Source organism: Cytobacillus sp. SAFR-174, assembly GCF_051964675.1.
GTDB lineage: Bacteria > Bacillota > Bacilli > Bacillales > Cytobacillaceae > Cytobacillus.
Map to the genome: position 1 here is coordinate 185,581 of NZ_JBQCMZ010000005.1, position 15,428 is coordinate 201,008.

Sequence of the window (15,428 nt, forward strand, 5' to 3'; positions counted from 1 at the left end):
TTCCTTGCACTGTGCTCCGTTATGCCTTAAAAGGTAAATGGTTTTGTTTTTTAAAGGAGAATGATCATGACCTCAAATCGATATACACCTCCTAAGCTGGATTGGGGCTTAGTATTAATATTGATGCTGCTATTCCTGGTAAGTGCTATCTCTATTTACAGCGCACAGACTACAGGACAATATACAGAAAACTTCCTATTGAAGCAGGTTGTCTGGTATGCCGTTGGAACAGGAATCATCGCTGCCGTAATCACACTGGATTCCGATCAGCTGAAGAAAATTTCCTGGTATGTGTATGGCCTCGGCATTGTACTGCTTGGATTCCTGGTTGTGGCGCCAGCAAGCATAGCTCCTGTCATTAATGGGGCAAAAGCATGGTACAAGGTTCCTGGGATGGGATCCCTTCAGCCAGCTGAGCTTGTTAAAGTGTTCATTATTCTGGTATTAGCGAAAACGATCGATGAGCATCATCAAAAAAATCAATACAAAACCATGCAGACTGATTTATGGCTGCTGATTAAATTGGCTGGATTAACAATGGTGCCTCTGCTGCTGGTTATGCAGCAGCCCGATTTAGGGACAAGCCTTGTCTTTCTGGCAATCATGCTTGGCATGATCTTCATTTCAGGAATCAGCTGGAAGCTGCTTGCGCCTATATTTGGAACAGGTGCGGCTCTCGCAGGCACCATTTTATATTTTGTTTTATGGCATCCGGATATCCTTGAGAAGTATCTGGGAGTAAAGGAATATCAGTTTGCGCGCATCTATTCCTGGATTGACCCCTATAATTACCAAAGTTCAACCGGGTTTCAGCTGACACGTTCTCTCCTTGCCATTGGATCAGGGGAAACAAGCGGGAAAGGATATGGAACGAGGGAAGTCTATCTGCCTGAGAGCCATACCGATTTTATTTTCAGTATTGTAGGCGAAGAATTTGGTTTTGTAGGGGCTAGCATTGTGGTCAGCCTTTTCTTCCTGCTGATTTACCATATTACCAAGATTGGCATGGAAACGAAGAACAATTTCTATACCTATATTTGTGTAGGTGTTATCAGCATGGTTACCTTCCATGTCTTTCAGAATATCGGAATGACCATCGGCCTTTTGCCTATCACAGGCATTCCGCTTCCTTTCATCAGCTATGGGGGAAGCTCGCTGATGGGGAATATGCTGGCCATGGGACTGATATTCTCGATTCGCTACCATTATAAAAAATATATGTTCTCAACTAGTGATTAAATAGAAAGAGCGGGCTTATGACAGCCCGTTCTTACTCAATAATGCCGGTTTCTTCGACAGTGACATTGCATTTTACATCAAAATTAAGCGTTTTATATTCATCCTCCCACTTTTTATAATCAAAATTCCTGTGCTGTGTTTTTTTAATTTGGCCCAGTCCAACTGGATCAATTCCAAGCTCCTGAAACTGTTTAAGCAGCTTGAGACATTCCTTTTCAACCTTTTTCTCCAGTTTTTTTTCTACGTCCTTAACCACCTTTGAAGACAGTTTAGTGCCGGTATACTCACGGATAATGCCTTCAATATTAATGTTGATGGAAGCATGATTATCAGTAATTTTAATTTTATGTTTGGATTTAATGCTCTTTACAGCAGCAAGATTTCCTTTTTCTAACTTAACGTCGAAATTTCCTTCACTATATTTGTCAACCAGCAGCTTAAAAAAGAACAAATCCTTTAAAGGCAGGATTTCTACCTCCCTATCCTGGTCGAAAAGGCTAACTCCAATGATCTCCACTTTATCATCCGCAATCTTTTTGATGCGGGGAAGAAATGTGTCTCTCCCTTTCTCGTAATAATTACGGGAAGCAATGTGGAGGTTGGTTTTCGGAATATCCCGATGCTCAATATTATGCTGTATCAAATTATATATGTAAGTTGAATTTCCCCTTGTTCCATACTCTCCCATCATTACGTCTTCCGCTTTATCCTCCGAAGTCACAACAAATACCCGTGCACCAATACTTGGGTCTCTTTGAAAAGAATCTATAAGGTCATAGATCCCTTGCCTCGAAATTTTAGGCCCGAAGACCGCCACCTTTAATCCGCCTGTCACAACCGGCTCAGATGATTGCCGGGTTACATCTAATAAAAGATCTTGGCGGAGCTTACCATTTCCTGAAAAGGTCCGGTTTATCACGCTTTTATCAGGCTGAAATTCCTGAAATAATACTGTCCCTCTGTATTTGTCTTTTGAATCCTCTGCTAAATCGTAGCCAACTCCTACTTCAATGTTAATATCATCCAGTATTTCTTTGTCCACACAGCCGGCTAGCAGCAGCACTAAACAAATAAGCAGCAGATTTTTCATTTCTTCTTCCCCTTTTTCAGCTTTTTGGCAATCATAACCGCAGCGAAAAGCAAAGGAATATAAATAAAGTTAAAAATAAATCCCATTTTACCAACATAGTCATTAAGCATATTAATTTTTTCTCTTGTATCCATGAAAGTAATAATGGATAGCACTGCGGCAACAACAAAAAATACGCCCACTTTCTGGCGGATATTAAAAACCCTTTTAATGAGCCGTGAGGCGATCCAGACAGATATGCATATATTAGGAAGAATGATTAAGTTCCAGTTGGCGATTCCAATATATTCAAAACGTTCAACAAAGGGCATCTCCACTATTTTCCACATTGTTAAACTGGCCCAAATTTGTTTAGACAGCTGGTCTTCGGAAAAATAGGCAAAGGTAATGATGGCTAAAATTGTATATATAAGAGTAGTTGTCATTACGGCCAAATGAGCCCATTTCTGGGATTTCCTTGGTTCTTTAATAAAAGGATAGAAAAAAATGATACTTTCAAACCCAATAAAAGTAAGGGACATATGAAAAGAAGCTGTAAGCAGCTCTTTTACGGAATGATCCCAAATGGGCAGCAGATTGTAAAAATTGGAGAATTTAAGCGCCCAGCCAAATGTAAGGAGAAGGTAGGCCGGCAAAACAAGCCCAAAGAATGCGATACCCACGACAGTCCTAAATCCCCCAAAAATAATGTATACACAAAGCGCCAAAAAGCCGAAGGAGAACCAGAAGGTGTTGATTTCCGGAAACATCCAAACCTGAATGACTTCTATAAATGTCCTTAAAACTGTTAAGGAAAAAAGGATAAAATAGCCAATGAAAATGGCGCTGAGTGCTTTGCCAATAAAGTTTCCTGCGACGTATTTATGTGCAGTTACAATATCACCGCCAGCAGTCTCGCAGATTTTATAGATTAACCAAATAATTACGTGAATGCATCCGCCGGCAAATAAAATGGATATCCAGGCATCATATCCTGCATCCATTGCAATAATTCTCTGATAACCTAACACGCCAATTCCGATTTGTATGGACATAACCATGTAAAATACTAAAAAGGGGGATATTTGTAATCTCTCTGGTATAGGCTGTTCCTTCATCTGGTTCACCTCCATATGATAATCTCAAAACGCTCTGCGCAGATACCTGCTTCATTATTCATCAATATCTTTTTTCTTTTTTGCTTTTTTCTTGTTAAAACGGATAGGATTTTTAGTTCTTAAAAAAATCGGCCTTTTGGATTGTGCTTCAAATGGAAGCCGGATAAGGGCATCCTTCATATCCACCACCCGAGGGGGGTAGAGCGGTTCAAGGAATGGCCTTCCAAGTGAAGTCAGCCTGGTTAAATGAGTCAACAGTACACAGAAGCAAAATACAATTCCGAGCAGGCCCCATAACTCTGCGAAAAACAGAAAAGGAAAGCGAAGCAAACGAATCGTATTGCCCATCCTGTATACAGGTGTTGTAAAGGAAGCGAGAGCTGCAAGGGCTACAATAATCAGCAGGACGTTACTCGTCAGGCCTGCTTCTACTGATGCAGTTCCTATTACAATTCCTCCCACGATACCGATTGTCTGGCCGACCTTCGTCGGAAGACGTGCTCCAGCCTCGCGAAGTAATTCAATCGTAAGCTCTAAAAACAGCGCTTCAAGAATAGGAGGAAGCGGAATCTCTCGCCTTGATGTGATTAAAGTACTCATCAAATCCTTTGGAATCAATTCATAATGATATGAAAGAGTTGCTACATAAATAGGTGTAATCAGAATAGAAAACGCAACCGCGAACAAGCGGATAAGCCGGAAAAAAGAAGATAAAATCCAATTTAAAAAATAATCTTCAAAAGAGCTGAAAAACTCAACGAGGGTGGTTGGCGTTATTAATACATGGGGTGATCCGTCAACCACAATAGCGATTTTTCCCTCTGCCAAAATCCCCGCGACCCTATCAGGCCGCTCTGTATCAAGCAGCTGAGGGAAAGGGGAATTGGAGTTATCGCTAATCAGCTGGACAATATAAGAGCTGTCTGTGATGGCATCAAACTGTACGTTCTTAAGTCTCTGCCTGACAGTGTCTACATTATCCTCATTCGTGATATTTTCCATATAAAGAATTGCGACTGAAGTCTTTGACAGACTTCCCAGTGTGAATTCTTCAATGATCAGTTCTTTTACAGGCAGGCGTTTCCGGATTAAATTCAAATTTTGGCCCATTGATTCTACAAAGGCTTCCTTGGGACCGATAACAGAAAACTCAACCTCAGGCTGGCTTAAACCTCTGACTATTTCTTTTTGCGCAGCTATAAAGCCGAAATGTTTGAGCTCTGTCTCAATCGTCAGCATGACGTAGCCATTCATCAGCTTTTGTTCAATTAAAGAAGGGTCGTCGCAAATCTGCACATCAGCTACAGGAACAAGCTGTTTAATGTCCTCGATTTCCCGAAACTCGTCTTCGAGCAGGTTTGGGAGAATGCCATCCTGGATAATATTTTCATCGATTAACGTAGCCATGAAAGTAAGTCCAAAACGCACATTCGTTTTTTGGTTATAATAAAAGATTTTTTTAAAGTCTTTGGATTTAATGAAGGATTGCTCCCATTCCTTATGCTCTATATCCTCTTTAATCCGTTTATTCTTCAACCATTTCCTCATAGGTAAATCACCATCATTTTCGGCATTACGCTTATTGTTGCCGGTTTTGGAAAACTTATGAATGGAAGGCAACAAAAATAATGTTTAGGTGTCGGGGTACTTTAAGAAGATAGTGAGGGCAAATAAAAAAGGAACCTGGGTCAGGTTCCTTTTTTATTAAGCTCCGGTGCCTGGCCACTCGAGTCCGTTAGGCAGGCGCCGAAGTTAATATATATTTGAGCTCTCATAAAAGAGGGGGTATTATGGGAGCGCAATCACAAGTTTTGCATTACTTCACAAGGTATTTCTCAATGTCATCCAATAGCAGGTTAGCAGCAATAACGCCTCCGGCAGTATTCCAGATGGTGTCGCTGACTTCATGAACATTGCCTTCCTGAGCTACTTTAAGGTTCTTGAATAATGGATCTTCAATCCATTCTTTAGCAAGTTTATTTGCTTCGCCATCCCCTGTTTCATATGTGAAGTAGAATAAAACATCTCCATCCATGGCAGGAATGCGCTCTTTCGTAGCATTCTTTTCAGCGAAGTCATCAACATTCTGGCTTTCCGGACGTGCAAGTCCAATTTGATCAAGAATGACGCCTGAGAAGGAGTCTTTATGGTAGATGCGGACGTCCCCAGCCATGAAGCGGACAATGGAAACTTCCTGGTCTAATTTATCGCCAAGGCTCGTTTTAATTTCTTCGATGCGGCTGTCATAATCAGCAAGGACTTTTTTGCCTTCTTCTTCTTTATTGATAGCTTTTGCGTAAAGCTCGAAATTTTCCTTCCAGTCTCCGCGTAATGTTTCAGCAAAGACAGTAGGAGCAATGTCATTTAATTGATCAAAGATTTTTTCCTGGCGCATTTTGTTGCCGATAATAAGGTCCGGCTGCAGCGCTGCTATTGCTTCTACATTGACTTCACTTTCTGTACCAACAATCTGAACATCTTTCATATCATCAGCGATATGGTCATACCACGGATCGCCAGTCCAGGACTGAACGGCACCAACTGGAGTAACACCCATGGAAAGTAATGCTTCAGTACCTTCGTTAGTCAAAATGACAACTTTTTCAGGTGCTTTATCAAGCTCAGTTGTGCCCATTGCATGCTCAACTGTATAGCCTGTATCTTCTGTTTTGGTTCCTTCTTTTTCCTTATCGGCTTTCTCATCCTGTTCACTGTTATTCCCGCAGGCAGCCAGGAACAAGATTGTGAAAACTGAAAGAATGGCTAGTAAAGACTTGAATTTCATTATGTACTCCTCCATTTTTCGTTGTTAATGATAATCATTTTCATTTGATATTTTTATACTAATGTGAACGCTTTATATTGTCAATAGGTAATTGAAAATCATTTTCATTGAAAATGATTTTCAAACTCGTTGACAGCTAATCCTCTGTACAATAGACTGAAAATGTAACTATACCTTATAAAATAGACGCAAGAAGGGTCTCGCTATGCTATTAAAAACAAATTCTCTGAGATGGGCTGGGCTATTGGCAGCTGTTCTCCTTTTATTAGTATTAATGTCTTTCAGTATTGTATACGGATATACCGACACAACCTGGAAGATGGCAATTGATGCATTTACAAACTTTGATGGAACGAATGAACACATAATCATTCAATCTGTCCGTCTGCCGAGAGCTTTGATTGCCGCGGCGGTAGGGGCAAGCTTAGCCATTGCGGGTGTCCTGCTCCAGTCATTAACAAAGAATCCTCTTGCTGCTCCTGAAATCTTCGGAATTAACGCAGGTGCCGGATTTGCAGTTGTCATTACAGTAACGCTATTTTCCATCAGTAATCTGCAGGTCTTTACATGGGTATCATTTCTGGGAGCAGCTGTTTCATTTATATTTGTATATATTATCGGCTCTATCGGCAGGGAAGGGCTGACGCCTATGAAATTAACCCTTGCCGGTGCGGCGATGAGTGCCATGTTTGCTTCAATGACACAAGGCTTTCTCGTCATTAATGAGACTGCCCTTGAGCAGGTGCTGTTTTGGCTGGCGGGGTCTGTATCCGGAAGGAAGCTTGAGACCCTCGCAGCTGTATTCCCATATTTACTGGCCGGCTGGATCTTTTCACTCATCATTGCTGGAAAATTGAACGTCCTGTCAATGGGTGAGGATGTTGCGAAGGGGCTGGGCTTGAAAACAGGATTGCTTAAATTGGGTGCAGGCATTGTTATTGTTCTTCTGTCAGGAGGGGCGGTAGCTGTCGCAGGTCCCATTGGTTTCCTCGGCATTGTCATTCCACATTTGACCCGGGCTGTCGTAGGCATTGATCATCGCTGGGTTATTCCTTATGCGGGTCTTCTCGGCGGGATGCTCCTTCTGATTGCAGACATAGCATCCAGGTACATCATCATGCCGCAGGAAGTACCTGTCGGTGTCATGACCGCCGTTATTGGAACTCCTTTCTTTGTATATATTGCCAGAAGGGGGTTCAATAAATAATGAAAAAATATTATAATTTGCGCTTTTTTGGCGATAAGATATCTTTTTTAGTAAACAGGAAAGCACTTATCACATTTTTATTATTGGTAGCAGCTGCTGCTGGAGTATTCGTGATCAGCACCGGCACGGGTGAAATGAAGATCAGCCCTCTAAAGGTAGTGCAGGTATTCTTTGGCGGTGGTTCGGATATGGATAGGCTGATCATTCAGTCATTCAGACTTCCAAGAATCATCGTTGCCTTGATGGTGGGAATGGCGCTTGCTGCAGCGGGGGGCATTCTGCAGGGGATTATTAGAAATCCGCTTGCATCTCCTGATATTATCGGGATTACAGGGGGAGCATCTGTAGCAGTTGTAGGTTTTCTTGCTTTCTTTAGTGATAAAAACAATGCATTAACTGTAAGTATTAATTGGATGCCTCTTGCAGCTTTTGCGGGTGCTGCTATTCTGGCTTTCCTTGTTTATTTTCTGGCCTACAAGGATGGAGTGTCGCCAATACGCCTTGTTTTAATTGGAATTGGACTTGCAAGTTTAATGAAGGCGCTGACCACTTTGATGATGGTCTTTGGACCAATTTACCAGGCCAGCCAGGCGAATATCTGGATAACCGGAACAGTTTACGGTTCAAATTGGGATAATGTCGCCATATTGGTCCCTTGGACGCTCGTGTTTCTGGTACTGGCGTTTGTTCTGTCACGTAATGTCAATATCCAGGAACTTGGCGATGATATTGCCATGGGTGTAGGCAGCACTGTACAGAAATACCGTTTTCTGCTGCTGATGGTCAGCACGGCATTAATTGGCGGAGCTGTCGCATTCGGCGGAGGGATAGGCTTTGTCGGCTTAATGGCTCCTCATATGGCACGAAGGATGGTAGGCTCTGCTTTTGGCGCTTTGCTTCCGGCTTCTGCATTGATTGGAGGAATCCTGGTCATGGCAGCCGATCTGATAGGCAGGACTTTGTTCTCGCCGCTTGAAATTCCGGCGGGGGTGTTTACAGCAAGCATTGGCGCACCTTACTTCATTTACCTGCTTTTCAAGACAAGAAACGCATAAGCTGGAAAAGCTTGAAACTCGTATGATACAGGCAACTGGAGAGCCTATAGATATAAATATTAGGAAAAGGAGAGGGCAGAGATGACAGCAGGGCAAGCAATCGCTACCAAAGACTTAACCTTGTCATATGGAGACACCATTATTATTAATGAACTGGACCTGGAAATACCTAAAGGGGAAATCACTGTATTTATTGGTGGAAATGGCTGCGGGAAATCGACATTGCTAAGATCTATTGCCAGGCTGCTAAAGCCGAAATCTGGTGCTGTATTATTGGAAGGTGAAGCTATAGCCAAACTTTCCACAAAAGATGTTGCCAGAAAGATGGCGATTCTGCCACAATCTCCTTCAGCTCCGGAAGGGCTTACAGTTCTTCAGCTTGTCAAACAGGGAAGATACCCCTATCAAACATGGCTGAAGCAATGGTCTACTGAAGACGAATTAAAAGTCAGAAATGCTTTGAAGGCAACAGGTATGGAAGAATTGAAAGACCGGACAGTCGATTCCCTATCAGGGGGGCAGCGTCAGAGGGCTTGGATTGCCATGACTTTGGCACAGGATACAGATACTATTCTGCTGGATGAGCCAACAACCTATTTGGATATGACACATCAAATTGAAATCCTTGATTTATTATTCGAGCTGAATGAAATGGAACAGCGTACCATCGTCATGGTGCTTCATGATCTGAATTTGGCCTGCCGCTATGCTCATAATATTGTTGCGATAAAGGATCAAAAGGTTTTTGCTCAGGGCAAGCCGGAACATGTCATTAATTGCGGATTGGTTAAAAACGTGTTTGGCATGGAATGCGAAGTGACGATAGATCCATTATTCGGCACACCGCTATGCATCCCGTATGGAAAAGGGCGATGTATTTTAAAGGGGCAAGGACTTCAGGGATGATTAAATTAACAGGAGAACAGGCAGAAGCTCTCGGGAAATTCAGACTTGCCCGGGATTCAGGGGAAAGCTCTCCTTTAACCATTAAAGTGGAAAATTTGCTGGACCCATCTCAAACGGGGGCATATCTGAAGGAAGTGAAAAACCATTTAGGAGCACCTGATAATAAAACGGCAGCTTCTATTTTAATAAAAAGGTATGCCTTTCTGCCTGTCATTTACTTGTATTGCATGTCATCCTGGAACGTGAAATTGGATATCAGCCATGAAAATATAACATTTCTAAGTCAGGAAATAGACGGTCTGTGGCTTCCGGGCTTTCACTTTACCCGCCTTCAGGGCCAAGGGGCCGGGATGGATAGGGATCAATGGAGAGAGGATGCGGTGAGGACTCTTTTTAATGGCCATATCTTTCCGCTGATCAATAGAATAGCTAGCGAAGGAAAAGTCTCTAAACTAATTCTTTGGGAGAATATAGCCATTTATCTGTTCTGGCTTTACGAAAAGATTTTACCCCTGGAAACACATTCGGAAAGGGCGGCTGAAGATTATAGGTTTATCCTGGAGCAAGCTCCGGGCAATTTATTCGGCGATGAAAATACGAATCCCTTAAAGAAATTTGACAGCAGGAAAATTGTAATTGAAAACACCGGCACAGCAGTAAGGCCCAGGAAAACATGCTGCTACTCCTACTTGACCAGCAGCGGTAAACGATGCGGGACTTGTCCACTTTCCTGCAACAGTAAAAGGAGGATTCCTGATGAATGATCGTTTGAAGGAACAGCTGGATGGCCTGCTTGAAAAATATACCGAACTCCTAATCGGCGAGGCCTCTCCGGAGTTAAAAGAAAAGGTTGAAGCATGGGCACTGTACTCTTTTATTGCGAAATCCATGCCGCCTTTAGCTAAGCACTGGAATGATACTTATCCTGATGCAAAAGAAGAAATGAAAACTCTCATAGCTGAAATAAAAACACTGAATGAAGAGATGAGAAGCAAAAAAAAGTAAACCTTATGTATTTAAATAAACCGCTGCCATCAAAAGCAGCGGTTCTTTTAGCATATTGCAATAATTGTCTAGCTCCACAAGGAACACTTCGACAGCAACATCATCGCACGACTAAAAGCGTTAGCTTTTAGGAGGAGCGCCTACCCCCTCGAGGTCACAAGCCAAGCCTCCCAAAAAGGCAAAGAACGCCTTTCCGTGAGGCTCGTCTTGTGCTTGTCGGGGGTGGACAAGGCGCTTCCGCTTTTCTTATTGCATCTGGCCATTGCCATAAGGCAATTGATTGGTGTAGCCCTGAAACTGCTGATAGGATTGCTGGAGCTTTTGCTGATCTGCAGCTTCAACCTTATACCAGCCTTTTCTGAACATTAGATTGTAAAATTCTCTCTGCTGGTTTTGTGTTTCATTAAATGCCGCAAGAATATCCTGATACAGGCTTTGGTGGCTTGCCTCATTTAAGGCAACCGAATAGGCATCTGTCATATACTTTTCAGTAGATAGAATATCATTTGTAAAATCCCGCTCATTCATTTGGGGTGTTTTATTTACCTGTGTTTCGGGATTTTGAATCGTATTGGGATTCTGGTTCTGGTTCATTTTCAATGCTCCTTCCTATTGCATTCCCATAAAGTTTTGCTGACTTTGCTGGTTTAAATGAACAAGCAGCTGTTCATAGTGACGCTGATGCATTTGGCCGCATTGCTCGAAATGTGTTTTTAGCTCCTGGTCCTGGCATTGCTGCGCGTAAAAATGCGCTTTTTTACATGCCAGAAGATTCCATGAAAGCATGTCTGTTAAGTAAAGGGCATCTTTAGTGGAAATGACAGCAGGAGGCTGCTGCATAATGCCCTGCTGATTCTGCATGTTCATATTTTGCTGCTGCATAATTTGTTCCTCCAATTCTAATAGCGTTATTCGAACATATCTTGCCTCTGAAAAATGTTTGCTATTCTGCTGAAGATGATTTACCTATCTGCATAATGCAAATTATAAAAAGACCGAAGGCAGCCTGTTTTCAAAAAAAACGGCTCATCGCTTATATTGATTATTTTGGCTATTTCTTTTCTTAGGTCCTTCCCTCTCAACAGTCGGGCCTGCATCTCCCTGGACACTAGCAGCGCTGACTCCTGCCTTAGAAGGATCTTTTTTCATTTTTCCCATTTCTTTCACCTCCGCTCACGAATTAAAAATGTTTCCTTTTTAGAGTGTCCAAAACACTTATCACAAATTGCACAAAAAAATTACAGCTGAGACAATATAAAATTTCAAAACATTTTTAAATTTCCGCTTAAAATCATTGCGTAAATTTTGCAAATATTTTATAGTTATAACTAACAGAACTCATTCAGAAGAGAAGCATATTTTTTTTGAAAATAAAATGAATGAGTATTCATTCAAAAAAGCAAAAGGGGGAAACAAAGTTGATCCAACAAATAAAAAAGGCGGCAGTTTTAGGCTCAGGAGTAATGGGATCGGGGATCGCAGCCCATCTGGCCAATATCGGAATTCCAACACTTTTACTGGATATCGCGCCTCGCGAATTAACGGATGCCGAAAAGGCGAAGGGTCTTACTCTTGAAAATAAAGCAGTCCGCAATCGAATCAGTGAAGGGAACCGCCAAAAGCTGTTAAAACAAAAGCCCGCCCCATTAACTTCTAAAAAGAATATGGCTTTGATTGAGGCAGGAAACTTTGAAGATGACATGGAGCGTCTGAAGGATGTCGATTGGATTATTGAAGTTGTTGTGGAAAACCTCAGCATAAAGAAGCAGGTTTTTGAAAAAGTAGACCGGCACCGTAAGCCTGGGAGCATTGTCAGCTCCAATACGTCAGGGATATCTGTTGAAGCAATGTCAGAAGGGCGCTCGGAAGATTTTCAAAAACACTTCCTGGGAACGCACTTCTTTAATCCTCCCCGCTACTTAAAGCTTCTTGAAGTCATACCTACTAAAAACACTTCTTCTGAAGTGCTGTCATTTATGAAGCAGTTTGGCGAAGATGTACTGGGTAAAGGAGTAGTTGAAGCAAAAGATACACCGAACTTTATCGCCAACCGGATCGGCACGTATGGCCTGCTGGTTACAGTGCAGGAGATGCTGAAGGGCGGATACAGTGTCGGCGAAGTAGATTCCATCACAGGGCCGCTGATAGGCAGGCCGAAAAGTGCTACCTTCAGAACACTTGATGTGGTAGGGCTTGATACATTTATACACGTGGCAAACAATGTTTATGGCCAGGTGGATGGGAAAGAAAAGGATGTTTTTGAAGTTCCGGACTTCATGAAAGTGATGCAGGAAAAAGGCTGGCTTGGAAGCAAAACAGGGCAAGGATTTTTCCTGAAAAAAGGCAAAGAGATTCTGGAGCTGAATCCGGAAACTTTGGAATATGGCCCGCGCCAAAAGCTTAAGACAGCTTCGACTGAACTGGCCAAACAGGAAAAAGGCACTGCGGGAAAATTGAAAGCGCTTGTATACTCAGATGATCGCTCTGGCCAATTATTGTGGAACATTCTAAGCCCGGCTCTTCTTTATTCAGCACAGCTTCACGGCGAAATAGCTGATGATGTGACAGCGATAGACCGTGCGATGAAATGGGGCTTTGGCTGGGAACTGGGCCCGTTTGAAACCTGGGATGCCATTGGAGTAGAGAAATCGGTTCGAAAAATGGAGGAAGCAGGCGAAGAAGTGCCGGCATGGGTAAAAGAGATGCTGGAAAAAGGCATTAATTCCTTCTACAAAGAAGAAGAGGGACGGAAATATTTTTATCATAATGGCGAGTACAGATTAATCGAGGAAAACCCTAAAGTACTTAATTTAAAACAGCTTAAGAAGCAAAAAGGTGTTATTAAAAAGAATACCGGTGCAAGCCTTGTTGATATAGGCGATGGGGTTGCATTGCTGGAGTTCCATTCGCAGAGCAATGCCATTGGATTGGATATTATCCAGATGATCAACTTTGCGGTAGACGAAGTGGAGAAGAACTACAAAGGGCTTGTAATCGGGAATCAGGGCAAGAACTTCTGTGTAGGCGCCAATCTTGGAATGATTCTCATGGAAGCGCAGGATGACAATATTTATGAGCTGGATATGGTAGTCCGCCACTTCCAGAATGCCATGATGAAAATTAAGTACAGCGCAAAGCCGGTTGTTGCCGCTCCATTTGGCATGACACTTGGCGGCGGGGCTGAGGTATGTCTGCCTGCTGCACATATTCAGGCATCAAGCGAAACATATATGGGGCTGGTTGAAGCGGGTGTCGGCCTGATCCCGGGAGGAAGCGGAAACAAGGAGCTTTATTTGAAGCATCTTGAAAATATGCCAAATGGTGTGGAATTTGACCTTCAAAAGGTTGCGAATAAAGTGTTTGAATCGATTGCAATGGCAAAAGTTTCAACATCTGGCGAGGAAGCAAGAGACAATAACTTCCTGAACCTGGCAGATGGCATCAGTGTGAATGGGGATCATCTCCTTTATGATGCAAAGCAGGCTGTCCTTGCACTGCATGAGAAAGGTTATAAGCCCCCTGTCCGCAAAAAGGTGCCTGTTGTCGGTGAAACAGGTTATGCAACCCTTCTGCTGGGAGCACAGGCAATGCTTTACTCCGGCTATATTTCAGAGCATGATTTGAAAATTGCCAAAAAGCTTGCCTATGTAATTGCAGGCGGAAAAGTGCCATACGGAACAGAAGTTGATGAGCAATACTTGCTTGACTTGGAGCGCGAAGCATTCCTTAGCCTTGTTGCGGAACCAAAATCACAGCAGCGTATGCAGCACATGCTTTTAAAAGGGAAACCATTGCGCAATTAAGTGATAGAGTGGGACATTAATAGAAAGAGAGGGAACATGATGAGAGAAGCGGTTATAGTTGCAGGTGCCAGGACACCGGTCGGCAAAGCCAAAAAAGGTACGCTTGCAAATGTCAGGCCGGATGACTTAGGAGCACTCGCAGTAAAAGAAACCCTAAAGCGTGCAGGAAATTATGAAGGAAATATCGATGATTTAATTATCGGATGTTCTATGCCTGAAGCAGAACAGGGGCTGAACATGGCCAGGAATATCGGCGCCCTTGCCGGACTTTCACATGAAGTGCCGGGGATAACGATCAATCGCTATTGTTCTTCAGGCCTGCAGGCAATTGCCTATGCAGCTGAAAAAATCATGATTGGCCATGCAGATACAATTATCGCCGGCGGAGCAGAATCTATGAGCCTGGTGCCAATGATGGGGCATGTAGTCCGCCCGAACGCCAAACTGGCGGAAACAGCTCCTCAATATTATATGGGTATGGGACATACAGCTGAAGAGGTTGCAAAAAAGTATGGCATTACACGTGAAGACCAGGATGCATTTGCTGTCAGAAGTCATCAGAAGGCTGCTAAGGCAATCCAGGAAGGAAAATTTGCAGATGAAATTGTACCTGTAGACGTAACGTTCAGATCTGTTGGAAAAGACAATAAGCTTACAGAAAAAACAATCCAATTTAGCCAGGATGAAGGTGTTCGTGCAGATTCCACGATGGAATCACTTGGAAAACTGCGTCCCGCATTCTCGGTAACCGGAAGTGTCACAGCCGGAAATTCATCTCAGACAAGTGATGGAGCAGCAGCCGTAATGGTTATGGACCGGGAAAAAGCAGAATCATCAGGATTGAAGCCAATGGCTAAATTCAGAAGCTTTGCCGTAGGCGGTGTCCCTCCTGAGATCATGGGTGTCGGCCCGGTTGTGGCCATTCCTAAAGCATTAAAGCTTGCAGGGCTGGAGCTTTCGGATATTGGTTTATTTGAATTGAATGAAGCTTTTGCATCCCAATCCATTCAAATTATCCGTGAGCTGGGATTGGATGAAGAGAAAGTAAATGTTAACGGAGGCGCTATTGCACTCGGGCACCCGCTGGGCTGTTCCGGAGCCAAGCTCACTCTGTCTCTAATTCATGAAATGAAACGCCGCAATCAGCAATTCGGAGTAGTAACAATGTGCATCGGTGGCGGCATGGGCGCAGCCGGAGTATTTGAACTTTTATAAGATGAATCGAAAATTGGAGAGAAGCC

At 43.0% G+C, this 15,428-nt stretch carries 15 protein-coding genes; 8 read left to right on the forward strand and 7 right to left on the reverse strand.

All coding sequences use genetic code 11. The features are described 5' to 3' along the window. Positions 1-66 precede the first annotated feature (66 nt). Entirely contained in the window at positions 67-1,239 is a 1,173-nt protein-coding gene (rodA, locus tag ACTHRG_RS07585; RefSeq protein ID WP_076258871.1) for a rod shape-determining protein RodA, read from the forward strand. A 31-nt stretch (positions 1,240-1,270) separates the two neighbouring features. Here the strand turns inward: rodA and ACTHRG_RS07590 are convergent, their stop codons facing one another. From ACTHRG_RS07590 to ACTHRG_RS07605, 4 genes are all read right to left on the reverse strand, one after another. Continuing rightward, positions 1,271-2,329, reverse strand: coding sequence for a Ger(x)C family spore germination protein (locus ACTHRG_RS07590; protein ID WP_076258868.1), 1,059 nt, complete (start codon positions 2,327-2,329; stop codon positions 1,271-1,273). Next, a complete protein-coding gene (locus ACTHRG_RS07595; protein ID WP_076258866.1) occupies positions 2,326-3,426 on the reverse strand; it encodes a GerAB/ArcD/ProY family transporter in 1,101 nt (366 codons plus the stop codon). The genes ACTHRG_RS07590 and ACTHRG_RS07595 overlap by 4 nt, the downstream gene beginning before the upstream one ends. A 54-nt stretch (positions 3,427-3,480) precedes the next feature. Then, positions 3,481-4,974, reverse strand: a complete 1,494-nt coding sequence (locus tag ACTHRG_RS07600; protein ID WP_076258864.1) for a spore germination protein — start codon at positions 4,972-4,974, stop codon at positions 3,481-3,483. Between the two features lie 268 nt (positions 4,975-5,242). Then, entirely contained in the window at positions 5,243-6,211 is a 969-nt protein-coding gene (locus ACTHRG_RS07605) for an ABC transporter substrate-binding protein (RefSeq protein ID WP_076258861.1), read from the reverse strand. Between the two features lie 205 nt (positions 6,212-6,416). On the opposite strand from ACTHRG_RS07605, the gene ACTHRG_RS07610 reads away from it, so the two are divergent. From ACTHRG_RS07610 to ACTHRG_RS07630, 5 genes are all read left to right on the forward strand, one after another. Continuing rightward, entirely contained in the window at positions 6,417-7,418 is a 1,002-nt protein-coding gene (locus tag ACTHRG_RS07610) for a FecCD family ABC transporter permease (protein ID WP_076258859.1), read from the forward strand. After that, the gene (locus tag ACTHRG_RS07615; RefSeq protein ID WP_076258857.1) at positions 7,418-8,473 is read left to right on the forward strand and encodes a FecCD family ABC transporter permease; all 1,056 of its coding nucleotides are present in this window, start codon (positions 7,418-7,420) and stop codon (positions 8,471-8,473) included. Before ACTHRG_RS07610 ends, ACTHRG_RS07615 begins: the two co-directional genes overlap by 1 nt. An 81-nt stretch (positions 8,474-8,554) precedes the next feature. Beyond that, positions 8,555-9,379, forward strand: a complete 825-nt coding sequence (locus ACTHRG_RS07620; protein WP_076258855.1) for an ABC transporter ATP-binding protein — start codon at positions 8,555-8,557, stop codon at positions 9,377-9,379. Next, entirely contained in the window at positions 9,376-10,143 is a 768-nt protein-coding gene (locus ACTHRG_RS07625) for an IucA/IucC family C-terminal-domain containing protein (RefSeq protein ID WP_286148611.1), read from the forward strand. The genes ACTHRG_RS07620 and ACTHRG_RS07625 overlap by 4 nt, the downstream gene beginning before the upstream one ends. Further along, a complete protein-coding gene (locus tag ACTHRG_RS07630; RefSeq protein WP_076258848.1) occupies positions 10,136-10,384 on the forward strand; it encodes a YusU family protein in 249 nt (82 codons plus the stop codon). Before ACTHRG_RS07625 ends, ACTHRG_RS07630 begins: the two co-directional genes overlap by 8 nt. A gap of 246 nt (positions 10,385-10,630) precedes the next feature. Here ACTHRG_RS07630 and ACTHRG_RS07635 read toward each other — a convergent pair whose 3' ends face one another. The 3 genes from ACTHRG_RS07635 to ACTHRG_RS07645 all read right to left on the reverse strand — a co-directional run bounded on the left by ACTHRG_RS07635 (position 10,631) and on the right by ACTHRG_RS07645 (position 11,542). Further along, positions 10,631-10,978 carry a spore coat protein gene (locus ACTHRG_RS07635; RefSeq protein ID WP_053433798.1) on the reverse strand — a complete coding sequence of 116 codons (348 nt, stop codon included), beginning with the start codon at positions 10,976-10,978 and terminating at the stop codon, positions 10,631-10,633. A gap of 15 nt (positions 10,979-10,993) precedes the next feature. Continuing rightward, entirely contained in the window at positions 10,994-11,266 is a 273-nt protein-coding gene (locus ACTHRG_RS07640; protein WP_035329342.1) for a hypothetical protein, read from the reverse strand. Between the two features lie 144 nt (positions 11,267-11,410). Further along, on the reverse strand, positions 11,411-11,542 hold the full coding sequence (locus ACTHRG_RS07645; RefSeq protein ID WP_076258846.1) for a YuzL family protein: 132 nt from the start codon (positions 11,540-11,542) through the stop codon (positions 11,411-11,413). Positions 11,543-11,805: 263 nt separating this feature from the next. Between ACTHRG_RS07645 and ACTHRG_RS07650 the strand changes: the two genes are divergently transcribed. Together ACTHRG_RS07650 and ACTHRG_RS07655 are read left to right on the forward strand one after the other, a co-directional pair. Continuing rightward, positions 11,806-14,187 (forward strand): 3-hydroxyacyl-CoA dehydrogenase/enoyl-CoA hydratase family protein, encoded by a 2,382-nt coding sequence (locus ACTHRG_RS07650; protein WP_076259009.1) that lies wholly within the window; start codon positions 11,806-11,808, stop codon positions 14,185-14,187. A 39-nt stretch (positions 14,188-14,226) separates the two neighbouring features. Continuing rightward, complete coding sequence (locus ACTHRG_RS07655; RefSeq protein WP_076258844.1) at positions 14,227-15,402, forward strand: acetyl-CoA C-acetyltransferase; 1,176 nt, start codon at positions 14,227-14,229, stop codon at positions 15,400-15,402. Positions 15,403-15,428: the final 26 nt, after the last annotated feature.

Excerpts from the sequence above, each read along its gene's own strand:
- rodA (WP_076258871.1), top strand. The coding sequence starts at position 67 with ATGACCTCAAATCGATATACACCTCCTAAGCTGGATTGGGGCTTAGTA.
- ACTHRG_RS07590 (WP_076258868.1), bottom strand. The coding sequence starts at position 2,329 with ATGAAAAATCTGCTGCTTATTTGTTTAGTGCTGCTGCTAGCCGGCTGT.
- ACTHRG_RS07595 (WP_076258866.1), bottom strand. The coding sequence starts at position 3,426 with ATGAAGGAACAGCCTATACCAGAGAGATTACAAATATCCCCCTTTTTA.
- ACTHRG_RS07600 (WP_076258864.1), bottom strand. The coding sequence starts at position 4,974 with ATGAGGAAATGGTTGAAGAATAAACGGATTAAAGAGGATATAGAGCAT.
- ACTHRG_RS07605 (WP_076258861.1), bottom strand. The coding sequence starts at position 6,211 with ATGAAATTCAAGTCTTTACTAGCCATTCTTTCAGTTTTCACAATCTTG.
- ACTHRG_RS07610 (WP_076258859.1), top strand. The coding sequence starts at position 6,417 with ATGCTATTAAAAACAAATTCTCTGAGATGGGCTGGGCTATTGGCAGCT.
- ACTHRG_RS07615 (WP_076258857.1), top strand. The coding sequence starts at position 7,418 with ATGAAAAAATATTATAATTTGCGCTTTTTTGGCGATAAGATATCTTTT.
- ACTHRG_RS07620 (WP_076258855.1), top strand. The coding sequence starts at position 8,555 with ATGACAGCAGGGCAAGCAATCGCTACCAAAGACTTAACCTTGTCATAT.
- ACTHRG_RS07625 (WP_286148611.1), top strand. The coding sequence starts at position 9,376 with ATGATTAAATTAACAGGAGAACAGGCAGAAGCTCTCGGGAAATTCAGA.
- ACTHRG_RS07630 (WP_076258848.1), top strand. The coding sequence starts at position 10,136 with ATGAATGATCGTTTGAAGGAACAGCTGGATGGCCTGCTTGAAAAATAT.
- ACTHRG_RS07635 (WP_053433798.1), bottom strand. The coding sequence starts at position 10,978 with ATGAACCAGAACCAGAATCCCAATACGATTCAAAATCCCGAAACACAG.
- ACTHRG_RS07640 (WP_035329342.1), bottom strand. The coding sequence starts at position 11,266 with ATGCAGCAGCAAAATATGAACATGCAGAATCAGCAGGGCATTATGCAG.
- ACTHRG_RS07645 (WP_076258846.1), bottom strand. The coding sequence starts at position 11,542 with ATGGGAAAAATGAAAAAAGATCCTTCTAAGGCAGGAGTCAGCGCTGCT.
- ACTHRG_RS07655 (WP_076258844.1), top strand. The coding sequence starts at position 14,227 with ATGAGAGAAGCGGTTATAGTTGCAGGTGCCAGGACACCGGTCGGCAAA.